This is a genomic window from Citricoccus sp. NPDC055426, from assembly GCF_040677445.1.
In the GTDB taxonomy this organism is placed as follows: domain Bacteria; phylum Actinomycetota; class Actinomycetes; order Actinomycetales; family Micrococcaceae; genus Citricoccus.
Genome location: NZ_JBFARZ010000001.1, coordinates 294,487 through 316,751 on the forward strand (window position 1 = coordinate 294,487; position 22,265 = coordinate 316,751).

A 22,265-nucleotide genomic window follows, 5' to 3' on the forward strand; every position below is an offset into this window, starting at 1 on the left:
GCGCAGCAGCAGAAGTCAGCCGCGGCGCCCGGCCATGACCTCGGCGATCTGCCCGACGCAGGGCTCGTTCTGCAGGGACGTGGTGTCCCCCAGCGCGGTGCCCTCGTAGAGCTGGGTGAGCAGGCGGCGCATGATCTTGCCCGAGCGCGTCTTCGGCACGTCGGGCACGAACACCACCTCGCGCGGCTTTGCTACCGGGCCGATCACGGTCCCCACGTGGCGGCGCAACTCCTCGGCGGACTCCTCGCCCACCCCGGCGCGGGCCACCACGAACGCGACGGCGGCGTGCCCGGTCTTCGGGTCGGGCACCGGACACACCCCGGCCTCCACCACGCCCGGGTGGGAGACCAGTGCGGACTCGATCTCGATGGTGGACAGCCGGTGCCCGGAGATGTTGATGACGTCGTCGATGCGGCCGAGGATCCAGAGGTCCGCATCCTCGTCGTACTTCGCCCCGTCCCCGGCCAGGAACCAGCCCTGCTCGGCGTAGTCCTTCCAGTAGGAGGTGTAATAGCGCCGCGGGTTGCCCCACACGGTGCGGGCCATGGCCGGGCCGGTGCGGGTCACCACCACCTTGCCCTGCAGGCCGGCGGCAACGCGCTCGCCGGCGTCGTCCACCACGGCCACGTCCACCCCGGGCAGGGGGCGGGATCCGCAGCCGGGCTTGAACCGCTCATCGGTCTGCCGCGGGGAGAGGATGGTCGCGCCGGTCTCGGATTGCCACCAGGTGTCCACCATCGGCACGCCCACTGAACCGTCGCGCGCCACCCGCGCGCCGCCGTCGTCCGTCTCGGCCTGCAGCTGCGCATCCAGCGCGGCGAGCCGGTCCCGGCCGATCTGGGTGCGCGCCCAGGTCCAGGCCTCCGGGTTCACGGCCTCGCCCACGGTGCCGACGAGGCGGATGCTGGACAGGTCGTACTCCGCGGGGATCCCCTCGGGGAACCAGCCCATGAGGGAGCGCACAAGCGTCGGCGCGGTGTAGTACGAGGTCACGCCGTAGCGCTCGATGACCTCGAAGTGCCGGCCCGGGTGCGGCGCGTTCGGCACGCCCTCGTAGATGACCTGGGTGACGCCGTTGGAGAGCGGGCCGTAGATCTCGTAGGTGTGGGCGGTGACCCAGGCGAGGTCTGCGGTGCACCAGTGCACGTCATGCTCCCGCGCGTCCACATCCGGGTTCGAGAACAGGAAGTCGTGGGACCAGGAGGCCTGGGTGAGGTAGCCGCCGGAGGTGTGTACGAGGCCCTTGGGCTGGCCCGTGGTGCCGGAGGTGTACATGATGAACAACTCGGTCTCGGCGTCGAAGGCCTCGGGGGTGTGGGTGGTGGGCTGGCGGTCCACGATCTCGTGCCACCACACGTCCCGGCCTGGGGTCCATGCCACGTCCGTGTGCCCGGTGCGGTTGAGCACCAGCACGTGCTCGATCGCGTTGTCCCCGGCCACGGCGGCGTCCGCGTTGGCCTTGACCGGCACGGCCTGGCCGCGGCGGAACTGGCCCTCGGAGGTCACCAGCAGCTTGGCGCCGGTGTCCTCCACGCGGAACTTCAGCGCCTCGGCCGAGAAGCCGCCGAACACGAGTGAGTGCACGGCTCCGATCCGGGCGCAGGCCAGCGTGATGACCACCGTCTCCACCAGCACGGGCAGGTAGACGACCACGCGGTCGCCCTTGACGATGCCCAGCTCGGTCAGCGCGTTGGCGGCCTGGCTGACCTCTCGCTGCAGCTGCGCGTAGGTGACGGCGCGGCGGTCGCCCGGCTCGCCCTCGAAGTACAGCGCCACCTTCTCGCCGCGGCCGGCCGCCACGTGCCGGTCCACGCAGTTCACCGCGACGTTGAGCCGCCCGCCCTCGAACCAGCGGATCTGGGGCCCGCGCTCGGCGAGCGGGTCCGGGTCCGTCCATGAGTGGGTGGTGTGCCACTCCGTCTCCCAGTCCAGGCGGCGCGCGGCGGCATCCCAGAAGGCCAGGCGGTCCTGCTCGCTGACGGGCTGACCGTCCCCGAGACCGCCGTGCAGCAGGTGGGCGGGGCGGCCCGGATGGACGGTGGTGTCGGCGGAATTCACGACGGCGGCCGGCAGCGGAGCGGGCAGGGCGGCGGTTTCGGCGGTGGTGGCGTTCGGGGCAACAGACACGAGGGGAACCTTCTTTCCATCGAATCTGGCGGTAGCACCTGGTGGCCGCTGCGGCGCCCCGAGGGGGCTGGAGCGGACCACGGGTTGCTGCGGCGTCACGGAGCCAGATCTCTCAGCCGCTCGGGATGGTCGATTCCACTCTAGGGCCCGGCCGGTACGCGGGTCTAAACGGGTGACGGCGTGCGACGCGGTTCAAGTCGGGACTAGTTGACGTGCCTGACTAGTCAGGCATACGATCTAGTCATGACAGGGGACAACTGGCCGAGCGAGTGGCTGCGGGGTGTGCTCGGGGTGTGCGTGCTGCGCATCCTGACGGACGGCTCCAGTTACGGCTACGCGATCATCCAGCGTCTGGCCGAGGCCGGCCTCGGGACCGTCAAGGGCGGGACCCTGTACCCGCTGCTCGGCCGGCTGGAGGAGGCCGGGCACCTCGAGGTCGAATGGCGGCCCGGCGACGGCGGCCCCGGCCGGAAGTTCTATGCGCTCACCCAGCAGGGGCGCCGGGAAGCGGCGGACCAGGCGGCCCGCTGGGCCGCGTTCACCGCGACCACCCGGATGCTCACGGACGGCGCGCTGCCCGACGCCCATGAATCCGCAGGCCACGAGGGAAGGGATTGACATGAGAACTGGGCACGATGGATCGACGTCTCAGTCCGGAAATCCGCTGAACTATGCCCGGCTGGCGCCCGGCGTGGAGAAGGCCTGGGTGGAGGATTTCGTCCTCGAACAGCGGCTCCTCGGGGTGCCCGGGCCTCTCATCGGGGACGCTCTCGTCCTCGTGGAGAGCCATCTGACCGAGTCGGGGGAATCGGTACGGGAGGCCTTCGGCGACCCGAAGGCCTACGCCCGCCAGGCGGCGCCATTTCGCCGGATCGAGGGGGACCGCGACCCGCGGTGGCTCCTGGGGATCGGGCTGGGCCTGGTGGGGATGTTCCTCACCGCCACCGGTGCGGACGAGTGGTGGTTCGGGTCCGGGCAGGTCGAGGTCACGGTCGGTCTGCTGGTGACGGGAGGGCTCCTGCTGGCGGCCTTCGCCGTCCTGGTCCTGGCCACCGATAGGGTCCTGCGCCTGGCGGTGGAGCGGACCTGGGCGTTCCTGGGGGTCTGCGCGGTGTACTGCGCCGCCGTGGTGGCCGCCGTCCTGGTCCTCGATGCCGGTGTCGGACAGTTGCCGGCCGTGGCCCTGACCGCCGTGGGCGTGGGCCTGCTGGTGCTGGGCACGGTACTGGAGTGGCGGACGGCGGTACGGGGTGGCTTGGACGATTCGATCGTGGGACCCGTCCCGCAATCCGGGGCGGACGGGATCCGCGCGGCCGGTTCGGACACGGGTTCCAGGTCTGGGGGCGCCCTGGTCTGGGTGACGGTCTTTCTCTTCCCGATCCTCACGGTCCTGATGGTCGGCCTGAGCTGGGTCCTGCACCTGCTGGCCTGAGCGGCTCCACCCCTGGCTCATGAGCACACGGAACGGTCCGGCAGGAGTTGACGGGAGGGGCGGCGTGGGTCAGGCCCAGCGCCGGTTGGCCCGCTGCTCCACCACCCCGAGGATCGTGTCCGTGACCTTGCCGATGACGGCCAGCAGGATGATCGCCAGGATCAGCCGGTCCGTGCGCCCGTTGTTCTGAGAGTCGCTCAGCAGCCAGCCCAGTCCCATCGAGGCGGCGATGAGCTCGGCCGCCACGAGGAACAACCAGGCCTGCGCCAGCGCCAGCCGCAGCCCGGAGAACACGGAGGGCACCACGGCCGGCAGCTGCACGGTGCGCAGCAGGCGCAGGCCGTGGAAGCCGAAGGCCCGCCCGGCCTCCACGAGGTGCGGGTCCACGTGCTTCAGGGCCGCGTAGAGGTTGGTGAAGATCGGGAAGAACGCGCCGATGGCGATCAGCGTGACCTTCGAGTCCTCGTTGATGCCCATCCACAGGATCAGCAGCGGCACCCAGGCCAGGGACGGCACGGCGCGGACGGCCCCGATCGTCGGGGAGAGCAGGGCGTCCGCCCATGTGGACAGGCCCAGCACGGAACCCACCAGCAGCCCGAGGACCCCGCCGATCGCGAAGCCCAGCAGCACCCGCTGCACCGAGATGGCGATGTGATGCCCCAGCTCCCCGTCCGCGGCCAGGTCCAGCCCCGCCCGGACCACGGAGGCCGGTGCGGGCAGCTGTACGGGGGAGAACAGCCCGGCGGCCGTCGCGGCCCACCACGCGGCGACCAGCAGCACCGGGACCAGGACCCCGACGGCGGCCCGGCCGGCCGGGGTGCGCAGGGCACCGCGGGTGCCCCGGGGGCTGTGCGTGGTCCCCGGCTGCGGCGGGGTGGCGACGTCAGTCGTGACGGGCGAACTCATGAGGTGGCCTGCTCGGCGAAGGAGGGTTCGAGGAGCTCTGCGAGGGCGTCGTCCACGTTCTCCTGGCTGGCCACGTCCCCGGTCTCCACGAGGATGGGCCCGACGACCTCCAGCACGTCCAGCTGGGCCTGGCCCGGCACCGGGTCCACGTCCAGGTTGGAACGCTCCTCGATGACGACGGTGGCGACCTCGGGCTCCAGGCCCGCGACCTCGGCGAGGATCTCAGCGGTCTCCTCCGGGTTCTCCAGGGCCCACGCGCGGGCCCGCTCGTAGACGTCCACCACGGCCTGGGCCAGCTCGGGCGACTCCTCGAGGAAGGACTCCGTGGCGTTGAGGAACCCGTAGGTGTTGAAGTCCACGTTGCGGTAGAACAGCTCGGCTCCCTCGGCCTCGGCGCCGGCCATGATCGGGTCCAGCCCGGACCAGGCGTCCACGGCCCCGTTGTTCAGGGCGGCGTTGCCGTCGGCGTGCTGCAGGTTCTGGACGGTGACCTCGGACTCGTCCACGCCGGCCTCGGCCAGGGCCTGGACGAGGAAGAAGTAGGGGTCCGTGCCCTTGGTGGCGGCCACGGACCGGCCGACGAGGTCCGTGACCTCGGTGATGTCCGAGCCCGCTGTGGTGACCAGCGCGGACCACTCGGGCTGGGAGTAGAGGCTGATGGTCTTGATCGGCGTGCCGTTGGCGCGGCTGAGCAGGGCGGCCGAACCGGCGGTGGAGCCCACGTCGATCGCCTCGGCGCGCAGGGCCTCATTGGCCTTGTTGGAGCCGGCGGACTGGAGCCAGTTCACGGTGACACCCTCGTCCGAGAGCTCCTCCTCGAGCCAGCCCTTCTCCTTGATGACGAGGGAGAGCGGGTTGTAGGTGGCGAAGTCGATGTTCAGCTCGCCGCCCTGGCCGGCGGAGTCGCTGGCGGCGCCGGCTTCAGCGGCCCCGCCGGAGCCTTCGCCGGCCACGCAGCCGGTCAGGACGAGGGCGGCGGCGGCCAGGGTGGCCGCGGACAGGGTGATGCGTGAGCGCATGGTGGTGCCTTTCGAGGGTGCGATGCGTCCCGCGCCTGCAGGGATGCGGCGCGGACAGGGTGAGTGGGCGGGCCCAGACCGACCGACAGGCCGGCCCGGGCGGGCTAATGCCGGTGGGAGTCCACGCCGAGGCCGCCGAGCAGCTCGGAGCGGAGTTCTGCCAGGGCGGCGGAGCCGCGGTCCCGGGGACGGCTGCCGGGCACGGTGACCACGGACCGGGCGGTGGCGCCGGGCGCCGCCCCGGGGGCGGGGTCCTGGCCGAGCAGCAGGATGCGGTCGGCCAGCTGCAGGGCCTCGTCCACGTCATGGGTGACCAGCAGGACGGTGGTGGGGGTGGCGGCGTGGATGTCCAGGAGGAGATCCTGCATCTTCAGCCGGGTCAGCGCGTCGAGGGCCCCGAAGGGCTCATCCAGGAGCAGGACCCCGGGCCGGCGGGCCAGCGCTCGGGCGAGTGAGGTCCGCTGGGCCATGCCGCCGGACACCTCGCGGGGCCGGTGGCGGGAGTGGTCCGCCAGGCCGACCAGCTCCAGGAGCTGGTCCACCCGCTCGCGGCCCTCGGTGCGGCCAGTGCCCGGGGGCAGGCCGAGGGCCACGTTCTGGTGGATGGTCCGCCAGGGCATCAGCCGCGGTTCCTGGAACCCCACGGCGGTGCGGGAGTCGTAGGCGCGGGCGGGGGAACCGCCGAGCAGGATCTCGCCCGTGCTGCCGGTGTCCAGTCCGCCCACGGCGCGCAGCAGCGTGGACTTGCCGCAGCCCGAGGCGCCGATGATGGCCAGGACCTCGCCGGGGCGCACCGTCAGGGTGATGTCCCGCAGGACGGCCCGTTCGCCGCCGGCCGCGGGGAAGGCGCGGCCCACCCCGTGGAACCTGACCTCGAGACTGCGGGCGGCCCCGTGCTCCGGGGAAACTCCGCCAGCGGCTGCGGCGGGGGACGCGGGGGTCCCGGCGCGCGGCCCCGTCGACGTCTCGGCCAGGGTGGTCATGGTGCATCACTCTCCATCGGTCCTGGCGTGAGCACCTTCCCGGTCGGTGTGGGAGGTTGCTGCGGCGTCGTCGAGCCAGATCTCTCAGCCGCTCTGGATGGTTACGGGATCCAGTGTGTGCGGTGCCCGGGCCCGCGTCGAAACCGGACGTCATCTCCAGACGCGCAGAGCCAGCAGGGACCCCTCGAGCGGCCGGGGGCCTCCGAACCGGCCGAATGTGACGCCCCATGACGCCCCCCTGGCGCCCCGGCGTTTCGAGTGCAATGCGCACCGGTTGGGTTTGCCCTCAAAACGCAAGGGGGGGTGGAGCAGGAGGGGTGGACGGCGCACCGCCTCCGAGGCATTTGACAGCAGGCCGCCCCACCCGGCTTGATGGAGGGGACCACCATCCAGAGCGGCCGAGAGATCTGGCTCGACGACGCCGCAGCAACCCGCCCGAACCGGGGCCAGGGTGCTACCGCCAGGACCGATGGAGTTCCCATGAGTTACGAGTCCCTCGCCGCCCGCTTCGCCCCCGCCTTCGACGAGGTGGGCCAGGGCGAGGTCGCCCGGGAGTCCGGCCGGCACCTGCCCTTCGCGGCATTCGAGATGCTCCGGGCGCAGGGCCTGGGGACACTGTCCGTGCCGGTGGGATCCGGGGGAGCGGGGGCCGGCCAGGAGGACACCTACCGGCTGCTGATGGACCTCGCCGCCGAGGACGCCAACACCGCTCACCTGGTGCGCAGCCACCTCAGCTTCGTCCAGCACGTCCTCGCCCAGCCCGACCCCGCCGTCCGGGAGCGCTGGCTGGGGCGGATCGTCGCCGGGGAGGTGGCCGGGAGCGCCCTGTCCGAGGGTCGTGGCACGGCACTGGGGGACGTCGGCACCACGGTCTGTCAGGACGAGACCGGGCAGCTGCTGATCAGCGGCAGCAAGTACTACACGACCGGCAGCATCTTCTCCACGTGGGCCCTGGCCACGGCCCGGCTGGACCCGGGCCTCTCCCGCTCCCACCGCCGCCGGCACAAAGGGTTCGCGCTCGCCGTGGTGCGCGTGCGCCAGCCGCGGGTCACCGTCAAGGACGACTGGGACGGCTTCGGCCAGCGGCTCACCGGGACCGGGACCATGGAATTCTCCGGGGCCGGCGTCGAGGATCTGCTGGTGGTCCCCCCGGAGGACGGGGCGGTGCCGCTGCACCACGAGTCCACGCTGATGGCCCTGCTCGCCGGGATCGGCCGGGCCGCGCTGCGGGACGGGGTGGCCCAGACCCGGCTGCGCCGGCGCTCACCGAACACCGGCGGGGGCCTGACCCCGCGCGATGACGACCAACTGCTGGGAATCGTCGGCGAGCTGTCCGCGCAGCAGGCGGCCGTCGAGGAACTCGTGCGCGCCGCCGGGCGGGACCTGGACGCCGCCCTCGCGCTCGCGGCCATGGCACCGGACGGTGCGCTGGAAGGCGCCGGGGCCGGGGTCGGGCATCAGGCGGAGGAGCACGACGGCGGCGCGGCGGCCGAGGCGATGCACCGCGCCGCCCTGACGGCGCACCGGGCGCATGTGATGGTGCCGCGGCTGGTGCTGGACACCTGCACCCGCATCTTCGACACGCTGGGCGCCTCCGCGACCAGCACGGACCTGCGGCTGGACCGGCACTGGCGCAACGCCCGGACCGTCGCGAGCCATGACCCGGCGGCCTTCATGGCCCGGATGGTCGGCGACTGGGAGGTCAACGGGACCCGCCCCGTGCCCTACCTGTCCACGGGGGCCGCCGGAACCGGGTGAGGTCCCTCACCGGACCCATCCGCGGGCCCCACGGCTCCGAACACCGGATATCCCGCCGGACCAGGCGCGGGGCGGACACAGACGGGAGGCAGCGCCGCTTAGGCTGGGGAGATGACGAGCGAGGCAGGGCCCACCGCCGGGCAACGCGGGCCCCGAGAACGGGACCGCCACCTCAAGGGCCTGCTGCAGCGCAGCGCCGCCGGGGACCAGGAGGCCTTCGCCGCGTTCTACGACGACGTGGCACCGGTGGCCTACGGGCTGGCCCGCAAGGTGGTGCGGGACGCCGACCTGGCCGCGGATGTCACCCAGGAGGCGCTCGTGGACGTGTGGCGCTCCGCGGACCGCTTCGACGCGGCTCGCGGTTCGGTGATCGGCTGGGTCTGCTCCATCACCCACCGGCGGGCGGTGGACCTGATCCGCTCCACCCAGTCCAGCCGGGACCGCGAGCAGCGGGCCGGGGCCGCCGCGTTCGACCGCGCCCATGACGACGCGGCCGAACGCCTCGAGGCGGTGGAGGACCGGGACCGCGTGAACGAGTGCCTCGGCACGCTGACCGAGCTGGAGTACGAGGCCGTGACCGCGGCCTACTACGGCGGCCAGACCTACCGGGAGGTCGCCGAACGCCTGGGGGCCAAGCTGGCCACCGTGAAATCCCGGATGCGCAGCGCGCTGCAACGACTACAGGACTGTTTGGGGGTGGGGGCATGACACACCGCGATGGACTCGAGGGCGGGTTCGACGGCGGCCCGGACGACGCGCTTCTCGCCGCCTGGGCGCTGGACGCCGTGGACGGCCAGGAACGCCGAGACCTCGAACGGCGGCTGGAGGCCGACCCGGGACTGCGGGACCGCGCCGATGCCCTGAACGGCACGGTCGCCCGGCTGGCCGCCAGCACGCCGGCCGAGCCCCCGGCCGGGTTGCGTGACCGCGTCCTGGGTGCCGTGGCCGGCACCGAAGTGGACGGCACCCAAGTGGACGGCATCGGACAGGACGCGCAGCAGGGCTCCGGACCCGAGCGCTCCCGTCCCGCCGACCTGGACCGGCACCGCGCCCAGCGCCGGCCCGACCGGAACCGCTGGTGGGTGACGGTGGCCTCGGCGGCCGCGGCCGCCGTCGTCGCCGTGGGCCTGTTGGTGACCCAGCCCTGGGCCGAGGCCCCCGGGATCTCCGAGGGCGAGCAGGTGACCGCCCTCGAGCAGGTCCTGCAGGTGGACGGGGCGCAGCGCCTCGAGTCGGACGTGGCCGGGGGCGGTGCGGCGGAGGTCGCCATGGCGCCCAACGGTGAGGCCGTGCTGGCCGTCCGGGACCTGCCGGACCCCGCCGAGGGGCACGACTACCAGCTGTGGACCATCCAGGGCGAGGAGCCGCCCCAGCCGGCGGGCCTGCTGCAGGTCCAGGACGGCCGCGCGCTGGTCCGGATGCAGCAGGTCCCCGCGGGCGCCGCGATGGCCGTGACCGTGGAGCCGGACGGCGGATCCGAGGCCCCGACCACCGAGCCGATCGTGGTCCTCGCCGCCGGGTGACTCCTCGTGACCCGGCGGGTGGTCCCGCGGCCTCCGGGTGTGGTGGAATCTACGGGTAACCATCCAGAGCGGCTGAGAGATCTGGCTCCACGACGCCGCAGCAACCACCGGGAGACCGGACAGGTGCTACCGCCAGAACCGATGGAAGGAGCATCATCGTGTCTGTCCCCACCCCTGAACCCGCAGCCTCCGCCCGCCTCCCCGAGGGCGTGCCCACCACCTCCGCCGGCCGGCGGGAGATCCTCTTCAACGCCTTCGACATGAACTGCGTGGCCCACCAGTCCCCGGGACTGTGGCGCCACCCGGAGGACCACGCCCGCGACTACAACACGCTGGGCTACTGGACCGGGCTGGCCCAGACCCTGGAGAAGGGCCTCTTCGACGGACTGTTCATCGCGGACGTCCTCGGCCCCTATGACGTCTACGGATCCTCCGACGAGGCCACCCTGAAGGCCGGCACCCAGGTCCCGGTCAACGACCCGCTGCTCGTGGTCCCGCCCATGGCCGCCGTCACGAAGAACCTGACCTTCGGCGTCACCGCCGGCACCGCCTACGAGCACCCCTACCCGTTCGCCCGCCGCCTGGCCACCCTGGACCACCTGACCGAGGGCCGGGTGGGCTGGAACGTGGTCACCGGCTACCTGCCCTCCGCCGCCATCAACATGGGCCAGCAGGACCAGATGGAGCACGACGAGCGGTACAACCACGCCGACGAGTACCTCGACGTGGTCTACAAGCTGCTCGAGGGCTCCTGGGAGGACGACGCGGTGCAGTACGACAAGGAGTCCGGCGTCTTCATCGACCCGGCCAAGGTGCACCGGATCGAGCACGAGGGCAGGTACTTCAAGACCCCGGGCATCGCCTTCACCGAGCCCAGCCCGCAGCGCACCCCGGTGATCTACCAGGCCGGGGCCTCCACCCGCGGCCGCGCCTTCGCCGGCAAGCACGCCGAGGCCGTGTTCATCAACTCGCCCACGGACGATCTGATCCGGGGCACCACCGCGAAGATCCGGACGTCCCTGGTCGAGGCCGGCCGTGACCCCTATGACGTCCGCGTGATGTCCATGCAGACGATCGTCACGGGTGCCACCGACGAGGAGGCCCGCGCCAAGTACGAGGAGCTCTCGAAGTACATCGACGTGGAGGGCGGGCTGGTGCTGATGTCCGGCTGGATGGGCATCAACCTGGCCGAGTTCGAGCTCGACGAGCCGATCGGTGACGTCCAGTCCAACGCCATCCAGTCCGCCGTGGAGACCTTCAAGAAGGCCTCCGGGGACGACTCGATCGAGTGGACCGTGCGCAAGCTGGCCGAGTGGTGCGGCGTGGGCGGCTTCGGCCCGGTCATCGTCGGCTCCGGGGAGACTGTGGCGCGCGAACTCGCCCGGATCCAGGACGAGACGGACGTGGACGGCTTCAACCTCGCCTACCACATCACCCCGGGCACCTTCGAGGACATCGTGGAGTTCGTGGTCCCGGAGCTGCAGAAGCTCGGCCGCTACAAGACCGAGTACACCGAGGGCACTATGCGCCACAAGCTCTTCGGCCAGGGCGACCACCTGCCGCAGAACCACTACGGCTCCCGGTTCGCCCTGCGGAACCGCGCGAACGCCTGACCCCTCCGGGCGCAAAGTGACCCGACCCCCGTCGAAGTGACACGGTCAGGTCACTTTGCGCCTGTCGGCGGCGGGAACGCAAGAACCCCGGCCCCCTGAACGGGGGCCGGGGTTCTTGCGTGGTGGACCGTGGTCGGTCGGGTCCGGATCAGTAGCGGTCGGGCCCGCCGCCCTCGGTCTCGAGGGACTGGGACGGATCCGAGAGGACGTCGCCGTTCGAGGACTTCGCGGTGGCCTTGCCGCTCGAGGTGTCAGAGTCGGCATGCTTGCCGGTCGACTTCTCCGCGGCGCTTGAGGCCTTGTCCGCCAGCCCCTGGGTCGCGTCGGCACCCTTCTGGGTGGCCGTGTGGACGGCGGCGTTGGCCTGGTCCGCCTTCTCCGCCAGCTTCGGGGCCTTGTCCTTCACGGCCTCCGTGGCCTTGTCGGCCAGCCCGGCGGCCCGGTCTGCCACCCCGGGGGCCTGCTCCTTGACGGTGGAGGTGGCGCGCTGGACCTGCTCCTGCGTCTTCGGGTCATTCCAGAAGCTCTGTGCGTTCTTGGCGAACTTGTCCAGGTTCTGCCGGCCTTCGCGGCTGCCCAGCAGGTAACCGAGGGCCGCGCCGATGCCGAGGGTGATCAATCGCTTCATGGTGTCTCCTTTGTGGCGTCGTCCCGGGGCGGGATCCACCGCGCGGGTACGCCCCCGAGTCTTCACTCTGTGCGGGCCGCGGTCAATCTGTACCCAGTGCAGTCTCGGGGCATTCCTAGCGGTTTTTCAGGATCCTCCGGCGGCGGCCGCCCGTGGCACACTGTCCCCAGCGAAGGAGGCATCATGCCCGCACTCACCCCGGAGGTCGTGGCCCGGATGCGCCTGCTCGCCCAGGGACTGGTCGAGCCCTGGCCCACCCCCGCGGAGGCCGCTCGGTCCCTGACCTGCACGCAGGGCCAGGACCATCCCGGGTCCACCGTCTCCCTGGCGCTGCGTTCCGGCTCCGATGGGCCCGGCGGTACCGCCGGCGGCACGAACAGGGGCACGACGGCGGCCGTCCGGCAGGCGTATGACGCCGGCCTCCTCGTCCGGTCCTGGCCGATGCGCGGCACGTTGTTCGTGGTGGCGTCCGAGGACCTCGGGTGGATCCTGGACCTCACCGCCCCGAAGATGCTCGCCGCCACGGGCCGTCGGCGCGGAGAACTCGGCCTGGACCAGGCCACGCTGAGCGCCGCAGAGACCATCGCCGTCCGGGAGCTCGCCGGCACCGGGCTGACTCGCACGGGGTTGCTGGAGGCCTGGACGCGGGGCGGGATCCCGGTGGAGTCCGGCCGCGGCTACCACCTGATCTTCTACCTGGCCCTGACCGGGGTGCTGTGCTTCGGACCCACCGAGGGCAAGCAGCAGCGGATCGTGCTGGTTCAGGAATGGATCGGTGCCCGCGCCCCCACCGCAGCTGCCCGGCCCGCGCGCACCCGGGACGAGGCGCTGCGCGAGCTGCTGCTGCGCTATCTGCGATCCCACGGGCCGGCCACCCTCGAGGACTTCTGCTGGTGGTCCAAGCTGGGCAAGACCCAGGCCCGCGCCGCCCTGCGCGAGATCCTTGGTGAGGCGCCGGACCAGCTGGAGGGGGCCGACGTCGGCGGCCGGGAGCACTGGATGGCCGCCGGACTGCCGGACCGCTATGCGGACCGGGCCCGGGCCACCGCCGCACCGCTGCTGCTGCCCGGGTTCGACGAGATCGTGTTGGGCTACCAGGACCGTTCCGCCGTGTTGACGACGGCGGAGGAGGCCCGGGTGGTGCCCGGCGGGAACGGCGTGTTCAAGGGCACCGTGCTGCACCGGGGCCACGCCGTGGGGACCTGGAAGCGGTCCACGCGTCGCCACGAACCGGTCGAGGTGGACCCCTTCGGGACGCTGCCGTCACCGGTGGCGAACGCGATCCCCCGGCTCAGCGCGGGGTTGCCGGGCTGAACCGGGGCACGGACGCGGGGGTCTCAGCCGCGGGGTGTGGCCACCTGCGCCACGGCGTCGGCCACGCGGACCGAGACCTCGGGATCGAAGACCGAGGGGATGATGAAGCTCGGGTTGAGCTCCTCATCCGTGATGGTCTCGGCGATGGCCCGGGCGGCCACCACGAGCATCTCGTCCGTGATGTCCGAGGCGCCGGCGTCCAGCAGGCCGCGGAAGAAGCCGGGGAAGGCCAGCACGTTGTTGATCTGGTTCGGGAAGTCGGAGCGTCCGGTGGCCACGATCGCGGCGTACTTCGAGGCGATCTCCGGGTGGACCTCCGGGTCCGGGTTGGACATGGCGAAGATGATCGAGTCCTCGTTCATGGTGGCCACATCCGCCTCGTCCAGCAGGTTGGGGGCGGAGACGCCGATGAAGACGTCGCGCCCGGCCACGGCCTCCTTGAGGGAGCCGGAGAAGGCCTCCTCGTTCGTGTTGTCGGCCAGCCACTGGCGGTTGGAGTCGCTGTGCTGGGAGCCGCGCTCGATGATGCCCGAGCGTCCGGAGGCCACGATGTGACGGGCGCCGGAGGCCATCAGCAGCCGGATGATGGCGGTGCCGGCCGCGCCGACGCCGGCCACCACGATCTTGACGTCCTCGATCTTCTTGCCGGTGAGCTTCAACGCGTTGGTCAGGGCGGCCTGGACCACGATCGCGGTGCCGTGCTGGTCATCGTGGAAGACCGGGATGTCCAGCTCCTCCCGCAGGCGGGCCTCGATCTCGAAGCAGCGCGGGGCGGAGATGTCCTCGAGGTTGATGCCGCCGTAGGCCGGGGCGATGGCCTTGACGATGGAGATGATCTCCTCGGTGTCCGTGGTGTCCAGGGCCACGGGCCAGGCATCCACGCCGGCGAACTGCTTGAACAGGGCGGCCTTGCCCTCCATCACCGGCATGGCGGCCTCCGGGCCGATGTCCCCGAGGCCCAGCACGGCGGTGCCGTCCGTGACCACGGCCACGGTGTTCTTCTTGATCGTGAACTGGCGGGCCAGCTCCTTGTCCTCGGCGATGGCCTTGCAGACGCGGGCCACGCCGGGCGTGTAGGCCCGGGAGAGGTCATTGCGGGTGCGCAGCGGCACACGCAGGGTGGTCTCGATCTTGCCGCCCTCATGGAGCTGGAAGGTGCGGTCCGTGATCTCGTGGACGGTGACGCCCTCGAGGGCTTCCACGGCGGTGCGGACGGTCTCGGCGTGGCCCACGTCCACGGTGTCGCAGCTGACGGCCACGATCATGGAGCTGTGGTGGGACTCGACCACGTCCAGGGCGGTCACGGCCGCGCCGGTGGCGGCCACCGCGGCGGCGAGGTCGGTGGTGGCCGTGAAGGACACGGGGGTCTCGACCTGCAGGGTGATCGAGTAACCGGGGCTGGGTGCTGCCATGGGGATGCTCCTTGGATTGGGGATCCTACCGGGCACTGGCCCGATTGCCTTCGTGGCCACCTTCGCGGCCAACAACGATCCTGAGTGTATCGGCGGGGGGAAACTACCCCCCAGTTCACGGCGTAACGTTGGGCCGCGCATGCTCCGCCGTCACCGCATGCCCACCCGACACCGCACCCGTCACCGCATGCCGGCGCCGGTGGAACTGGTGGATGCCCTCCAGCAGCAGGCACGCCACGGCCCCGATGCCCACGGCGGCCACGGCCAGGTCCGGCGGCGGCAGCTCGAACTGGTGGAAGGTCCGGGAGGCCGGGATGAGCAGCACCAGCATCAGCAGCACGTACATGGAGGCCACCAGCGTCAGCTTGAACCGCGTCATCGGCCGGGAGATCAGGTTCAGCACCCACAGGCCCATCAGGGTCAGGGTGATGACGGAGGCCGTCTGGACCTGCTGCAGGGAGACCTCGCCCGCGGCACTCGCGACGCCCACGGACTCGGCGCCCCCGGTGAACCCGGCGAACCAGCGCGCATAGCCGTTGACGGCCAGCATCCCGGCCAGGATGACCACGCCCGAGGGCAGGGCGAACCGCAGGGCCCGGCCGAGGAAGCCGGGGACGTAGCGCCGCTGGTTGGGCACGAGCGCGAGGAAGAACGTGGGCAGCCCGATCATCAGGAAGTCCACGGTGGAGGCCTGGCGCGGCAGCAGTGGATACTGCCAGGCCAGCAGGGAGAAGACCACGCCGAACAGCACGGCGTAGGCGGTCTTCGTCAGGTACAGGTGCGCCAGCTGCTCCATGTTGGCGATCACCTGACGGCCCTCCGCGAGCACCTTCGGCAGCCGGGAGAATCGGCTGTCCAGCAGCACCATCCGGGAGACGGCCTTGGTGGCCGGCGCGCCGTTGCCCATCGCGATCCCCAGGTCTGCGGTCTTCAGCGCCAGGGCGTCGTTGATGCCGTCCCCGGTCATGGCGACGACGTGGCCGGACTCCTGCAGCGCCACCACCATGCCCTTCTTCTGCTCGGGGGAGACCCGCCCGAACACGGAGTGCTCGGCCAACACCGCCCGGCGCTCCTCCGGATCCTCCGGCAGCTCCCGTGCGTCATAGCCGTCCCCCGTGACGGGCAACCCGACCTCCCGGGCCACCGCGGCCACGGTGCGGGGGTGGTCCCCGGAGATCACCTTCAGCGCCACGTCCTGCGCGCGGAAGTACTCCAGGGTGTCCCGGGCGTCGTCGCGGACCTTCTCCCGGAAGGTCAGCAGCGCCACGGGTTCCAGCACCGGCGGCAGCGTCACGCCACCGCCACCGCCACCGCCATCGTCGCCGCCGCCGAACCAGGTCTCGTCCCCGGCCGGCCGGCGCGACCGGCACAGCACCATGGTGCGCAGCCCCCGGCTCGTGGTCTCGGCGCACAGCCGCTCGACCCGTTCCCGGGTACCGGCGGCGCATCCGGCGGCCGGGAGCAGGGCCTCCGGGGCACCCAGGACCCAGGCGCCGGCCACCGCATCCGGCGGGCCCGCGGGGCCGAGGTGGGCGCCGCCGTCGTGCTCCAGGCGCTGCCCGGCCGGCTGCGGAGGGTGCGGCCGGCGGTGGGGGAGGGGACCGAAGGCGACGGCGGACCAGCGCCGCTCCGAGGAGAAGGCCACCTGGGCGGTGGGCGCCTGGGCGGGCGGCGCGGTGAAGGGGGCGGCGAGGGCCAGCGCGGTGGGGTTGGCGTTGGGGTCCCCGCCGAACCAGGCCAGGACCTGGGATCCGGCATCCCGCAGGCCGGGGGCCTCGGTGAGGAACGTCGCCTGGTCGAAGACGATCCGGCCCTCCGTGAGCGTGCCGGTCTTGTCCAGGCAGACGGTGTCCACGCGGGCGAGGATCTCGACGGCCGGCTGTTCCTGGATGAGTACCTCCTCCCGTGCCAGCTTGAGGGCGGCCACGGCGAAGGAGATCGTGGTCATCAGGGCCAGGCCCTGGGGGATCATCGAGGTGATCGCGGCCACCGAGGCCACCACGGCCGGCTCGAGCACCCCGTCCTCCAGGGCCCGGGCCCAGCCGCCGACCGCCTGGACCTGGCCGTTGACGATCAGCGCGACGATCGGCACCAGGGCGATGGTCAGCCACTTCGCCACCGTGTCCAGGGCGCCGCGGAGCTCGGAGGGCACCTTGGCGAAGCGGCGGGCCTCGATGGCCAGCTGGGAGGCATGGGAGTCCGCGCCGACCGCCGTGACCCGCACCAGCCCCGTCCCGGACAGCACCGCGGAGCCGGAGAGCACCGGGTCGCCCGGGCGCTTGCCCACCGCGTCGGACTCACCGGTCAACAGGGACTCGTCGATGTCCAGGCCGTCGGCGGAGAGCACCACCCCGTCGGCGGGGACCTGGTCGCCACGGCGCAACACCACGGCATCGTCGAGCACGATGTCCTCGAGATGGACGGGCCCCTCGACGCCGTCCCGCAGCACGCGGGCCGCGTCCTGGTGGAGCAGGGCGATCGCGTCCAGCTTGCGCTTGGCCGTGTACTCCTGGATGACGCCGATGACCACGTTGGCCACGGCAGCCAGGCAGAAGACGAGGTCGAACCAGCGGCCCAGCAGGATGATCGAGGCCGCGCAGGCGGCGATCGCGAGGTTGAACAGCGTCAGGATGTGCACGCGCAGGATGGTCCAGAGAGACCGGGAGGTATCCCGCGGCTGCCGGTTGACGAGGTGTTTGCCCTCGCGGAGCGCGACGGCGGCCCCGTCCAGTCCAATGGTCCGCAGGACCTCGTCGTCCGGCCGGCTCAGCGGCGCGTGGCCCCGGCGGTGCAGGTGCAGGTGGCGCTGGTGGTCCGGGTGCTGCGGATCGGCCGGATGGTCCGGGGCAGCGGTACGGCCGGCGCCCTCGCTGGCCGACTCGGCGGCGGTCTCCACCATGCTCATGATTCTCCCTGAAGGACGCGGTACCCGGGACGGCGTGAGCCGCCGGACCGGCCGGTGTGTGGTGCGTTTCCCCTGTACAGCGATCAACGTACTGGTCTGATGGGGCCGGGGCGTCACTCCCGGGGCGTATTCCGGGACCGTTCCGGGTCATTCTCAGGGGTGGCTCCGGGGTGGTTCCGGGGTGGCTCCGTGGAGAGCCGGATCAGGGGCTGACCGGGGGGTTCACGGCCCGGGTCCGAGCCGTTCACCCGGTTGAGGCCGGGCGTTCAGGGGATGCCCATAGTTTGTGCAGGTCATCACGCACCTGAAGGGTGCGCATCACGTTCAACAGAAGAATGGATCATGACTGCCAAACGACTCCCCCTTGCCGTACTCGCCCTGTCCGTCGGGCTGACCTCCACCGGCGCCCTCATGCCGGTGGCCGCCACCGCGGCACCCATCGCCCCGGCCGTCCAGGCTGCCGTGGCCACCCCGGCCGCCGACCTGCTGGACGTCGACTTCGAGGACGGCACCCCTGAGGATGCGGCCCAGGGCCGGGAGGTCAGCACCTTCGGCGAACCGACCATCTCCGTGGACGGCACCCTGGCCCGCGGCGTGGCCGACTTCGACGGCTCCTCGGCCTTCTCCTATCCGCTGGAGACCACGGACTACGAGCAGCTCGTGGACGGCTTCACCGTGGAGTGCAACTTCAAGCGCACCGCGGCCACCTCCGGCGAGGACACCTTCTGCGGCAACAAGGAAGCCGGCGGATTCGCGATGTTCGTCCAGGATGACCAAGCCGGGTTCATGGTCCACAACGGCGGCTACCGGAAGGTCGCGGTCGACATCGAGTCAGACCGCTGGTATCACGCGGCCGGCGTCTTCGATGGACAGACCGTCAGGTTCTACCTCGACGGGGAGCTGGTCGGCGAGACCGAGGCCACGGGCCAGATGACCGTGCCGCCGAACGAGACCGCCCGGCATATGGTGATCGGCGCGGACAGCGGTCCGAACTTCGAGCCGGGCCAGCACGCCGAGGTCACGGTCGACGCGGCCCGCCTGTACAGCGCCCCCGCCTCGGCCGAGCAGGTCGCCGCGCTGAACACCGAGTTCGCTGTGGACGTCGAGGCTCCCTCGGCCGACGTCCTCGACATCGACTTCGCGGACGGCACGTCCGCCGACCGCGCCCAGGATCTGCCGGCCACGGAATCCGGCGATCCGGTGATCGAGGAGGACCCGGCGCTGGGCCGCCCGGCCGCGACCTTCGACGGCGACGACGCCCTGCTCTTTCCCTTCGGCGAGCAGTACGCCACCATGACCGACTCGTTCTCCGTGGAGTGCGCCTTCCGCTACAACGGTGACTTCCCGGGGAGCGGCCAGGCGAACCTGTGCGCCAACAAGGAGGCGGGGGGCTTCGCCGTCGCGATGTTCGAGGACAAGCTGACCTTCGAACTCCACACGGGCAACTACCAGAACATCGGCGTCGAGATCGAGCCGAACGAGTGGTACCACGCTGTGGCGGTCTTCGACGGCGGCAGCCAGACCGCGAAGCTGTACGTCAACGGCGAGCTGGCGGCCGAGGTCGAGACGGTCGGAACCGAGATGACCTGGCCGTCGGACTCCGGCGCCCACAACCTGGTGATCGGCGCCGACTCCTCCAAGAGCGGTGCGCAGTTCCACTCCACCTCCACCGTCGCCTCGGCCCGTGTCTACAGTGAGGCCCTGGACGCACAGCAGGCCGCCGCCCTGAACATCGCCTCCATCGGGGACCTGCGCCAGCAGGAGGCCACGCTGACGGGGTCCACCCCCGCGGCCGGCTCGGAGCTGACCCGCGCCACCGAGTTCGCCCTCGAGTGGGACCGCCCCGGCCTCGTGGCCGCCGGCACCACGTACACCCTGGACGGCGATCCGATCGAACCGGGCCAGGTCATCGGCTCCGGCATGGCGGCCGGTGAGCACGTCATCGGCATCGAGGGCAAGACAGTGTTCGGCACCCCGATCTCCGAGACCATCACCTTCACGTCCGGGTCCATCCCGGTGGGCGGCGGCACCGAGACCGGCCAGGGTGACGGCACCGTCACCCTCTCGGCGCGGGCTGAGAACCCCGACGGCGGCGACGTCACCTCCACCTTCTACGCCGGCCAGGCGGACCTCGCCGAGGGCGGTTTCCAGGGCCTGCTCTCCGGTACCCCGGAGACCCTGGACTTCGAGTACACCGGTGAGGAGCAGCTGGACGGCGGCGGGGACAGCCTCTCCGCCGCACCGGGCGAGATCCCCTTCCAGCGCTTCGACGTGCAGGTCGGCGAGGCCGCCGAGGGCCAGTCGGTGCGCTGGGCCGGCACCGTGGACCCGGCCCGCCAGGCGAACCTGCTGGTCTGGAACACCGCCGCGGAGACCTGGGACGAGGTCGCCACCGGCCGCGGACTGGGCGAGAGCGAGCTCGTGCTCTCCGGCGAGCTGGGCGAGGAGCACCTCAACGCGGACGGCAAGGCCTCCGTGCTCGTGCTGGGCGAGGACCCCTTCGCCGACGACCTTCAGAACGAGGTCGGCGACTCCTTCGCGGACCCCGAGGACTACGACTTCTCGATCGCCCACTTCACCGATACCCAGTACCTCGCCGAGGGTGCTGCGGAGGACGCCTACTCCGAGGAGCAGAAGGCCGTGTGGGCCGACTCCTACACCTCGATCGTGGAGTGGATCGTGGACAACGCGGAGGAGAGGAAGATCGAGTACGTCGCCCATACCGGCGACATCATGGAGAACTGGCACACCGGCACCCCGCGCGCCGATGAGGAGGCCTACCGCGAGATCGCGGTCGAGGAGTTCGAGTTCGTGTCCGAGGCACACCGGATCCTCGATGAGTCTGAGATCCCGAACGGCGTGCTTCCGGGCAACCATGACAACCGTTCCGGCATGGACATCGGCGCTGACAGCCTCTACAACGACTACTTCCACCCGGATCGCTACGAGGCGCTGGAACAGACCCAGGGCTGGAAGGACGCCAATGCCACCTACACCCCGTGGCAGCCCGGCGACAACCAGAACCACTATGACCTGTTCTCTGCCGGCGGTCTGGACTTCATCGCCGTGTACCTGGGCTACGACGTCACCGACGAGGAGATCGAGTGGGCCAGCGGCGTCCTGGACGAGTACAAGGACCGCAACGCCATGATCATGACCCACGCCCAGCGGAAGCCGAGCACCAGCCCGGACGGCCGCGGCGCCACCTTCTCCCATGACGGCGCCAAGATCGACGAGGGCCTGCTGCAGAAGCACAGCAACGTCTTCCTGGCGCTCTCCGGCCACGAGCACGGCGTGAGCATCGACATCCGCAAGGACGTCGGCATCGAGGGCAACAACGTCGTCGAGCTGCTGGCCGACTACCAGTTCTACACGGTGTCCGCCGAGGAGCTCGGCCTGACCGGCATCGACGGCCGCAACCCTCAGGACATGCTCCAGTTCGGCTCCAGCTTCTTCCGGATGCTGCAGTTCGATGTGGACAACTCCGAGCTGATCGTGGACACCTACTCGCCGCTGCTGGAGAACTTCGGGGCCACCGAGTATGACGACCGCGGGCGGTACAACGGCACCGAGGACGACACCCGCCTGCCGATCCAGCTGGAGACCCGCAAGACCTCCTTCGCCACGGAGCAGGTCATGGTCACCACCCCGACGGACGAGGTGATCGGCGAGGCGACCGCGAAATCGGGCTGGCCGGCGTCGGTGGAGTGGTCCGGGCTGGCCGCGGGCGAGACCTACGCCTGGTACGTGACCAGCCGCGACGCGGAAACCGGTGACGAGCTGGAGGCCGGCGAGACCGGCCAGATGGGTGTGTTCACCGCGACCGATGCGGGCACGGACACGGTGGCTCCCGAACTGACCGTGCCGGGTCAGGCCACCGTCCAGGTGGGGGACGCCTTCGACCCGATGGCCGGCGTCTCGGCCACGGACAATGTGGACGGTGACGTCACGGGGGCGGTCCAGGTGATGGGCTCCGTGGACACGACCACCGCGGGTACCTACGTGCTGAGCTATGTGGTCCAGGACGCCAACGGCAACCAGTCGGTCGCGTCCCGCGCCGTGGTGGTGGAGGCCGCCCCGGTGATCGAGGACTTCGCGGACAACCAGCCGGGGAGCCGGTTCTTCGAGCCGGTGCGGTGGATGCAGGAGAACGGACTCACCGAGGGCTACTCGGACAACACGTACCGCAAGGACCGTGACATCTCCCGTGGTGAGTCGCTGGCGTTCATCTTCCGGTACCTGCAGCCGGAGTTCGGCGCGGAGGGTGTGCCGTTCACGGACATCAGCGAGGCACACACCTTCTACGAGCCGATCTCCTGGGCGCGGCAGAACGAGGTCACCTCGGGGTACTCCGACGGTGAGTTCAAGTCCGGCCGTGAGGTGACCCGTGGTGAGTTCGCCTCGTTCCTGTTCCGCGCGGTGGATCCGGAGGGCTCGTTCGCCGAGACCGGGTTCGAGGACGTGGACTCCTCCAACGCCCACTTCGAGGCGGTCAACTGGCTCAAGGAGTCCGGCCTGGTGACCGGCTACACCGATGGCTCGTTCCGGGCGGATCGTCAGATCACCCGGGGTGAGGTCGCGGTGATCCTGCACGCCTTCGACACCCAAGCCGAGGGCGCCGACCAGAGCTGACCCCGGCCTGGCT

The 22,265-nt window shown here is 71.3% G+C and carries 15 protein-coding genes and 4 riboswitches; of the genes, 8 read left to right on the top strand and 7 right to left on the bottom strand.

Going from position 1 to position 22,265, the window contains the following annotated elements; all coding sequences use genetic code 11:
* Positions 1–15: 15 nt before the first annotated feature.
* Positions 16–2,013 (bottom strand): AMP-binding protein, encoded by a 1,998-nt coding sequence (locus tag AB0K08_RS01370; protein WP_363351830.1) that lies wholly within the window; start codon positions 2,011–2,013, stop codon positions 16–18.
* 127 nt (positions 2,014–2,140) lie between these two features.
* Positions 2,141–2,259: riboswitch (SAM riboswitch) on the bottom strand.
* Between the two features lie 111 nt (positions 2,260–2,370).
* Between AB0K08_RS01370 and AB0K08_RS01375 the strand changes: the two genes are divergently transcribed.
* Positions 2,371–2,745, top strand: a complete 375-nt coding sequence (locus AB0K08_RS01375) for a PadR family transcriptional regulator (RefSeq protein ID WP_363350898.1) — start codon at positions 2,371–2,373, stop codon at positions 2,743–2,745.
* A 1-nt stretch (position 2,746) separates the two neighbouring features.
* Positions 2,747–3,559, top strand: coding sequence for a hypothetical protein (locus tag AB0K08_RS01380; protein ID WP_363350900.1), 813 nt, complete (start codon positions 2,747–2,749; stop codon positions 3,557–3,559).
* Between the two features lie 69 nt (positions 3,560–3,628).
* Here the strand turns inward: AB0K08_RS01380 and AB0K08_RS01385 are convergent, their stop codons facing one another.
* The 3 genes from AB0K08_RS01385 to AB0K08_RS01395 all read right to left on the bottom strand — a co-directional run bounded on the left by AB0K08_RS01385 (position 3,629) and on the right by AB0K08_RS01395 (position 6,467).
* Positions 3,629–4,465 carry an ABC transporter permease gene (locus AB0K08_RS01385; protein WP_363350902.1) on the bottom strand — a complete coding sequence of 279 codons (837 nt, stop codon included), beginning with the start codon at positions 4,463–4,465 and terminating at the stop codon, positions 3,629–3,631.
* Positions 4,462–5,484, bottom strand: a complete 1,023-nt coding sequence (locus AB0K08_RS01390) for an aliphatic sulfonate ABC transporter substrate-binding protein (RefSeq protein WP_363350904.1) — start codon at positions 5,482–5,484, stop codon at positions 4,462–4,464. Before AB0K08_RS01390 ends, AB0K08_RS01385 begins: the two co-directional genes overlap by 4 nt.
* A gap of 104 nt (positions 5,485–5,588) precedes the next feature.
* A complete protein-coding gene (locus AB0K08_RS01395; RefSeq protein WP_363350906.1) occupies positions 5,589–6,467 on the bottom strand; it encodes an ABC transporter ATP-binding protein in 879 nt (292 codons plus the stop codon).
* Between the two features lie 10 nt (positions 6,468–6,477).
* Positions 6,478–6,571, bottom strand: a riboswitch (SAM riboswitch).
* A gap of 278 nt (positions 6,572–6,849) precedes the next feature.
* Positions 6,850–6,943, top strand: a riboswitch (SAM riboswitch).
* Between the two features lie 4 nt (positions 6,944–6,947).
* On the opposite strand from AB0K08_RS01395, the gene AB0K08_RS01400 reads away from it, so the two are divergent.
* The 4 genes from AB0K08_RS01400 (at position 6,948) to AB0K08_RS01415 (ending at position 11,361) form a co-directional block, all read left to right on the top strand.
* Positions 6,948–8,225 carry an acyl-CoA dehydrogenase family protein gene (locus AB0K08_RS01400; protein WP_363350908.1) on the top strand — a complete coding sequence of 426 codons (1,278 nt, stop codon included), beginning with the start codon at positions 6,948–6,950 and terminating at the stop codon, positions 8,223–8,225.
* A 111-nt stretch (positions 8,226–8,336) separates the two neighbouring features.
* The gene (locus AB0K08_RS01405) at positions 8,337–8,933 is read left to right on the top strand and encodes a sigma-70 family RNA polymerase sigma factor (RefSeq protein ID WP_363350910.1); all 597 of its coding nucleotides are present in this window, start codon (positions 8,337–8,339) and stop codon (positions 8,931–8,933) included.
* Positions 8,930–9,748, top strand: coding sequence for an anti-sigma factor (locus tag AB0K08_RS01410; protein WP_363350912.1), 819 nt, complete (start codon positions 8,930–8,932; stop codon positions 9,746–9,748). Before AB0K08_RS01405 ends, AB0K08_RS01410 begins: the two co-directional genes overlap by 4 nt.
* A 56-nt stretch (positions 9,749–9,804) precedes the next feature.
* A riboswitch (SAM riboswitch) is annotated at positions 9,805–9,896 on the top strand.
* 61 nt (positions 9,897–9,957) lie between these two features.
* Entirely contained in the window at positions 9,958–11,361 is a 1,404-nt protein-coding gene (locus AB0K08_RS01415; protein ID WP_363351832.1) for an LLM class flavin-dependent oxidoreductase, read from the top strand.
* Between the two features lie 148 nt (positions 11,362–11,509).
* Here AB0K08_RS01415 and AB0K08_RS01420 read toward each other — a convergent pair whose 3' ends face one another.
* On the bottom strand, positions 11,510–11,989 hold the full coding sequence (locus tag AB0K08_RS01420) for a YtxH domain-containing protein (protein WP_363350914.1): 480 nt from the start codon (positions 11,987–11,989) through the stop codon (positions 11,510–11,512).
* A gap of 183 nt (positions 11,990–12,172) precedes the next feature.
* On the opposite strand from AB0K08_RS01420, the gene AB0K08_RS01425 reads away from it, so the two are divergent.
* A complete protein-coding gene (locus AB0K08_RS01425; RefSeq protein ID WP_363350916.1) occupies positions 12,173–13,303 on the top strand; it encodes a winged helix DNA-binding domain-containing protein in 1,131 nt (376 codons plus the stop codon).
* Between the two features lie 23 nt (positions 13,304–13,326).
* Here the strand turns inward: AB0K08_RS01425 and AB0K08_RS01430 are convergent, their stop codons facing one another.
* Both AB0K08_RS01430 and AB0K08_RS01435 read right to left on the bottom strand, forming a co-directional pair.
* Positions 13,327–14,715: an NADP-dependent malic enzyme gene (locus AB0K08_RS01430; RefSeq protein WP_363350918.1), complete on the bottom strand. Its 1,389-nt coding sequence runs from the start codon at positions 14,713–14,715 to the stop codon at positions 13,327–13,329.
* Between the two features lie 115 nt (positions 14,716–14,830).
* Positions 14,831–17,620, bottom strand: a complete 2,790-nt coding sequence (locus AB0K08_RS01435) for an HAD-IC family P-type ATPase (protein WP_363350920.1) — start codon at positions 17,618–17,620, stop codon at positions 14,831–14,833.
* A 342-nt stretch (positions 17,621–17,962) separates the two neighbouring features.
* On the opposite strand from AB0K08_RS01435, the gene AB0K08_RS01440 reads away from it, so the two are divergent.
* Entirely contained in the window at positions 17,963–22,252 is a 4,290-nt protein-coding gene (locus tag AB0K08_RS01440) for a LamG-like jellyroll fold domain-containing protein (RefSeq protein WP_363350922.1), read from the top strand.
* Positions 22,253–22,265: the final 13 nt, after the last annotated feature.

Bases quoted from the DNA above. Each gene is read 5' to 3' on its own strand.
- AB0K08_RS01380 (WP_363350900.1), top strand. From the start codon at position 2,747: ATGAGAACTGGGCACGATGGATCGACGTCTCAGTCCGGAAATCCGCTG.
- AB0K08_RS01375 (WP_363350898.1), top strand. From the start codon at position 2,371: ATGACAGGGGACAACTGGCCGAGCGAGTGGCTGCGGGGTGTGCTCGGG.
- AB0K08_RS01420 (WP_363350914.1), bottom strand. From the start codon at position 11,989: ATGAAGCGATTGATCACCCTCGGCATCGGCGCGGCCCTCGGTTACCTG.
- AB0K08_RS01390 (WP_363350904.1), bottom strand. From the start codon at position 5,484: ATGCGCTCACGCATCACCCTGTCCGCGGCCACCCTGGCCGCCGCCGCC.
- AB0K08_RS01440 (WP_363350922.1), top strand. From the start codon at position 17,963: ATGACTGCCAAACGACTCCCCCTTGCCGTACTCGCCCTGTCCGTCGGG.
- AB0K08_RS01385 (WP_363350902.1), bottom strand. From the start codon at position 4,465: ATGAGTTCGCCCGTCACGACTGACGTCGCCACCCCGCCGCAGCCGGGG.
- AB0K08_RS01435 (WP_363350920.1), bottom strand. From the start codon at position 17,620: ATGAGCATGGTGGAGACCGCCGCCGAGTCGGCCAGCGAGGGCGCCGGC.
- AB0K08_RS01395 (WP_363350906.1), bottom strand. From the start codon at position 6,467: ATGACCACCCTGGCCGAGACGTCGACGGGGCCGCGCGCCGGGACCCCC.
- AB0K08_RS01400 (WP_363350908.1), top strand. From the start codon at position 6,948: ATGAGTTACGAGTCCCTCGCCGCCCGCTTCGCCCCCGCCTTCGACGAG.
- AB0K08_RS01425 (WP_363350916.1), top strand. From the start codon at position 12,173: ATGCCCGCACTCACCCCGGAGGTCGTGGCCCGGATGCGCCTGCTCGCC.
- AB0K08_RS01405 (WP_363350910.1), top strand. From the start codon at position 8,337: ATGACGAGCGAGGCAGGGCCCACCGCCGGGCAACGCGGGCCCCGAGAA.
- AB0K08_RS01410 (WP_363350912.1), top strand. From the start codon at position 8,930: ATGACACACCGCGATGGACTCGAGGGCGGGTTCGACGGCGGCCCGGAC.
- AB0K08_RS01430 (WP_363350918.1), bottom strand. From the start codon at position 14,715: ATGGCAGCACCCAGCCCCGGTTACTCGATCACCCTGCAGGTCGAGACC.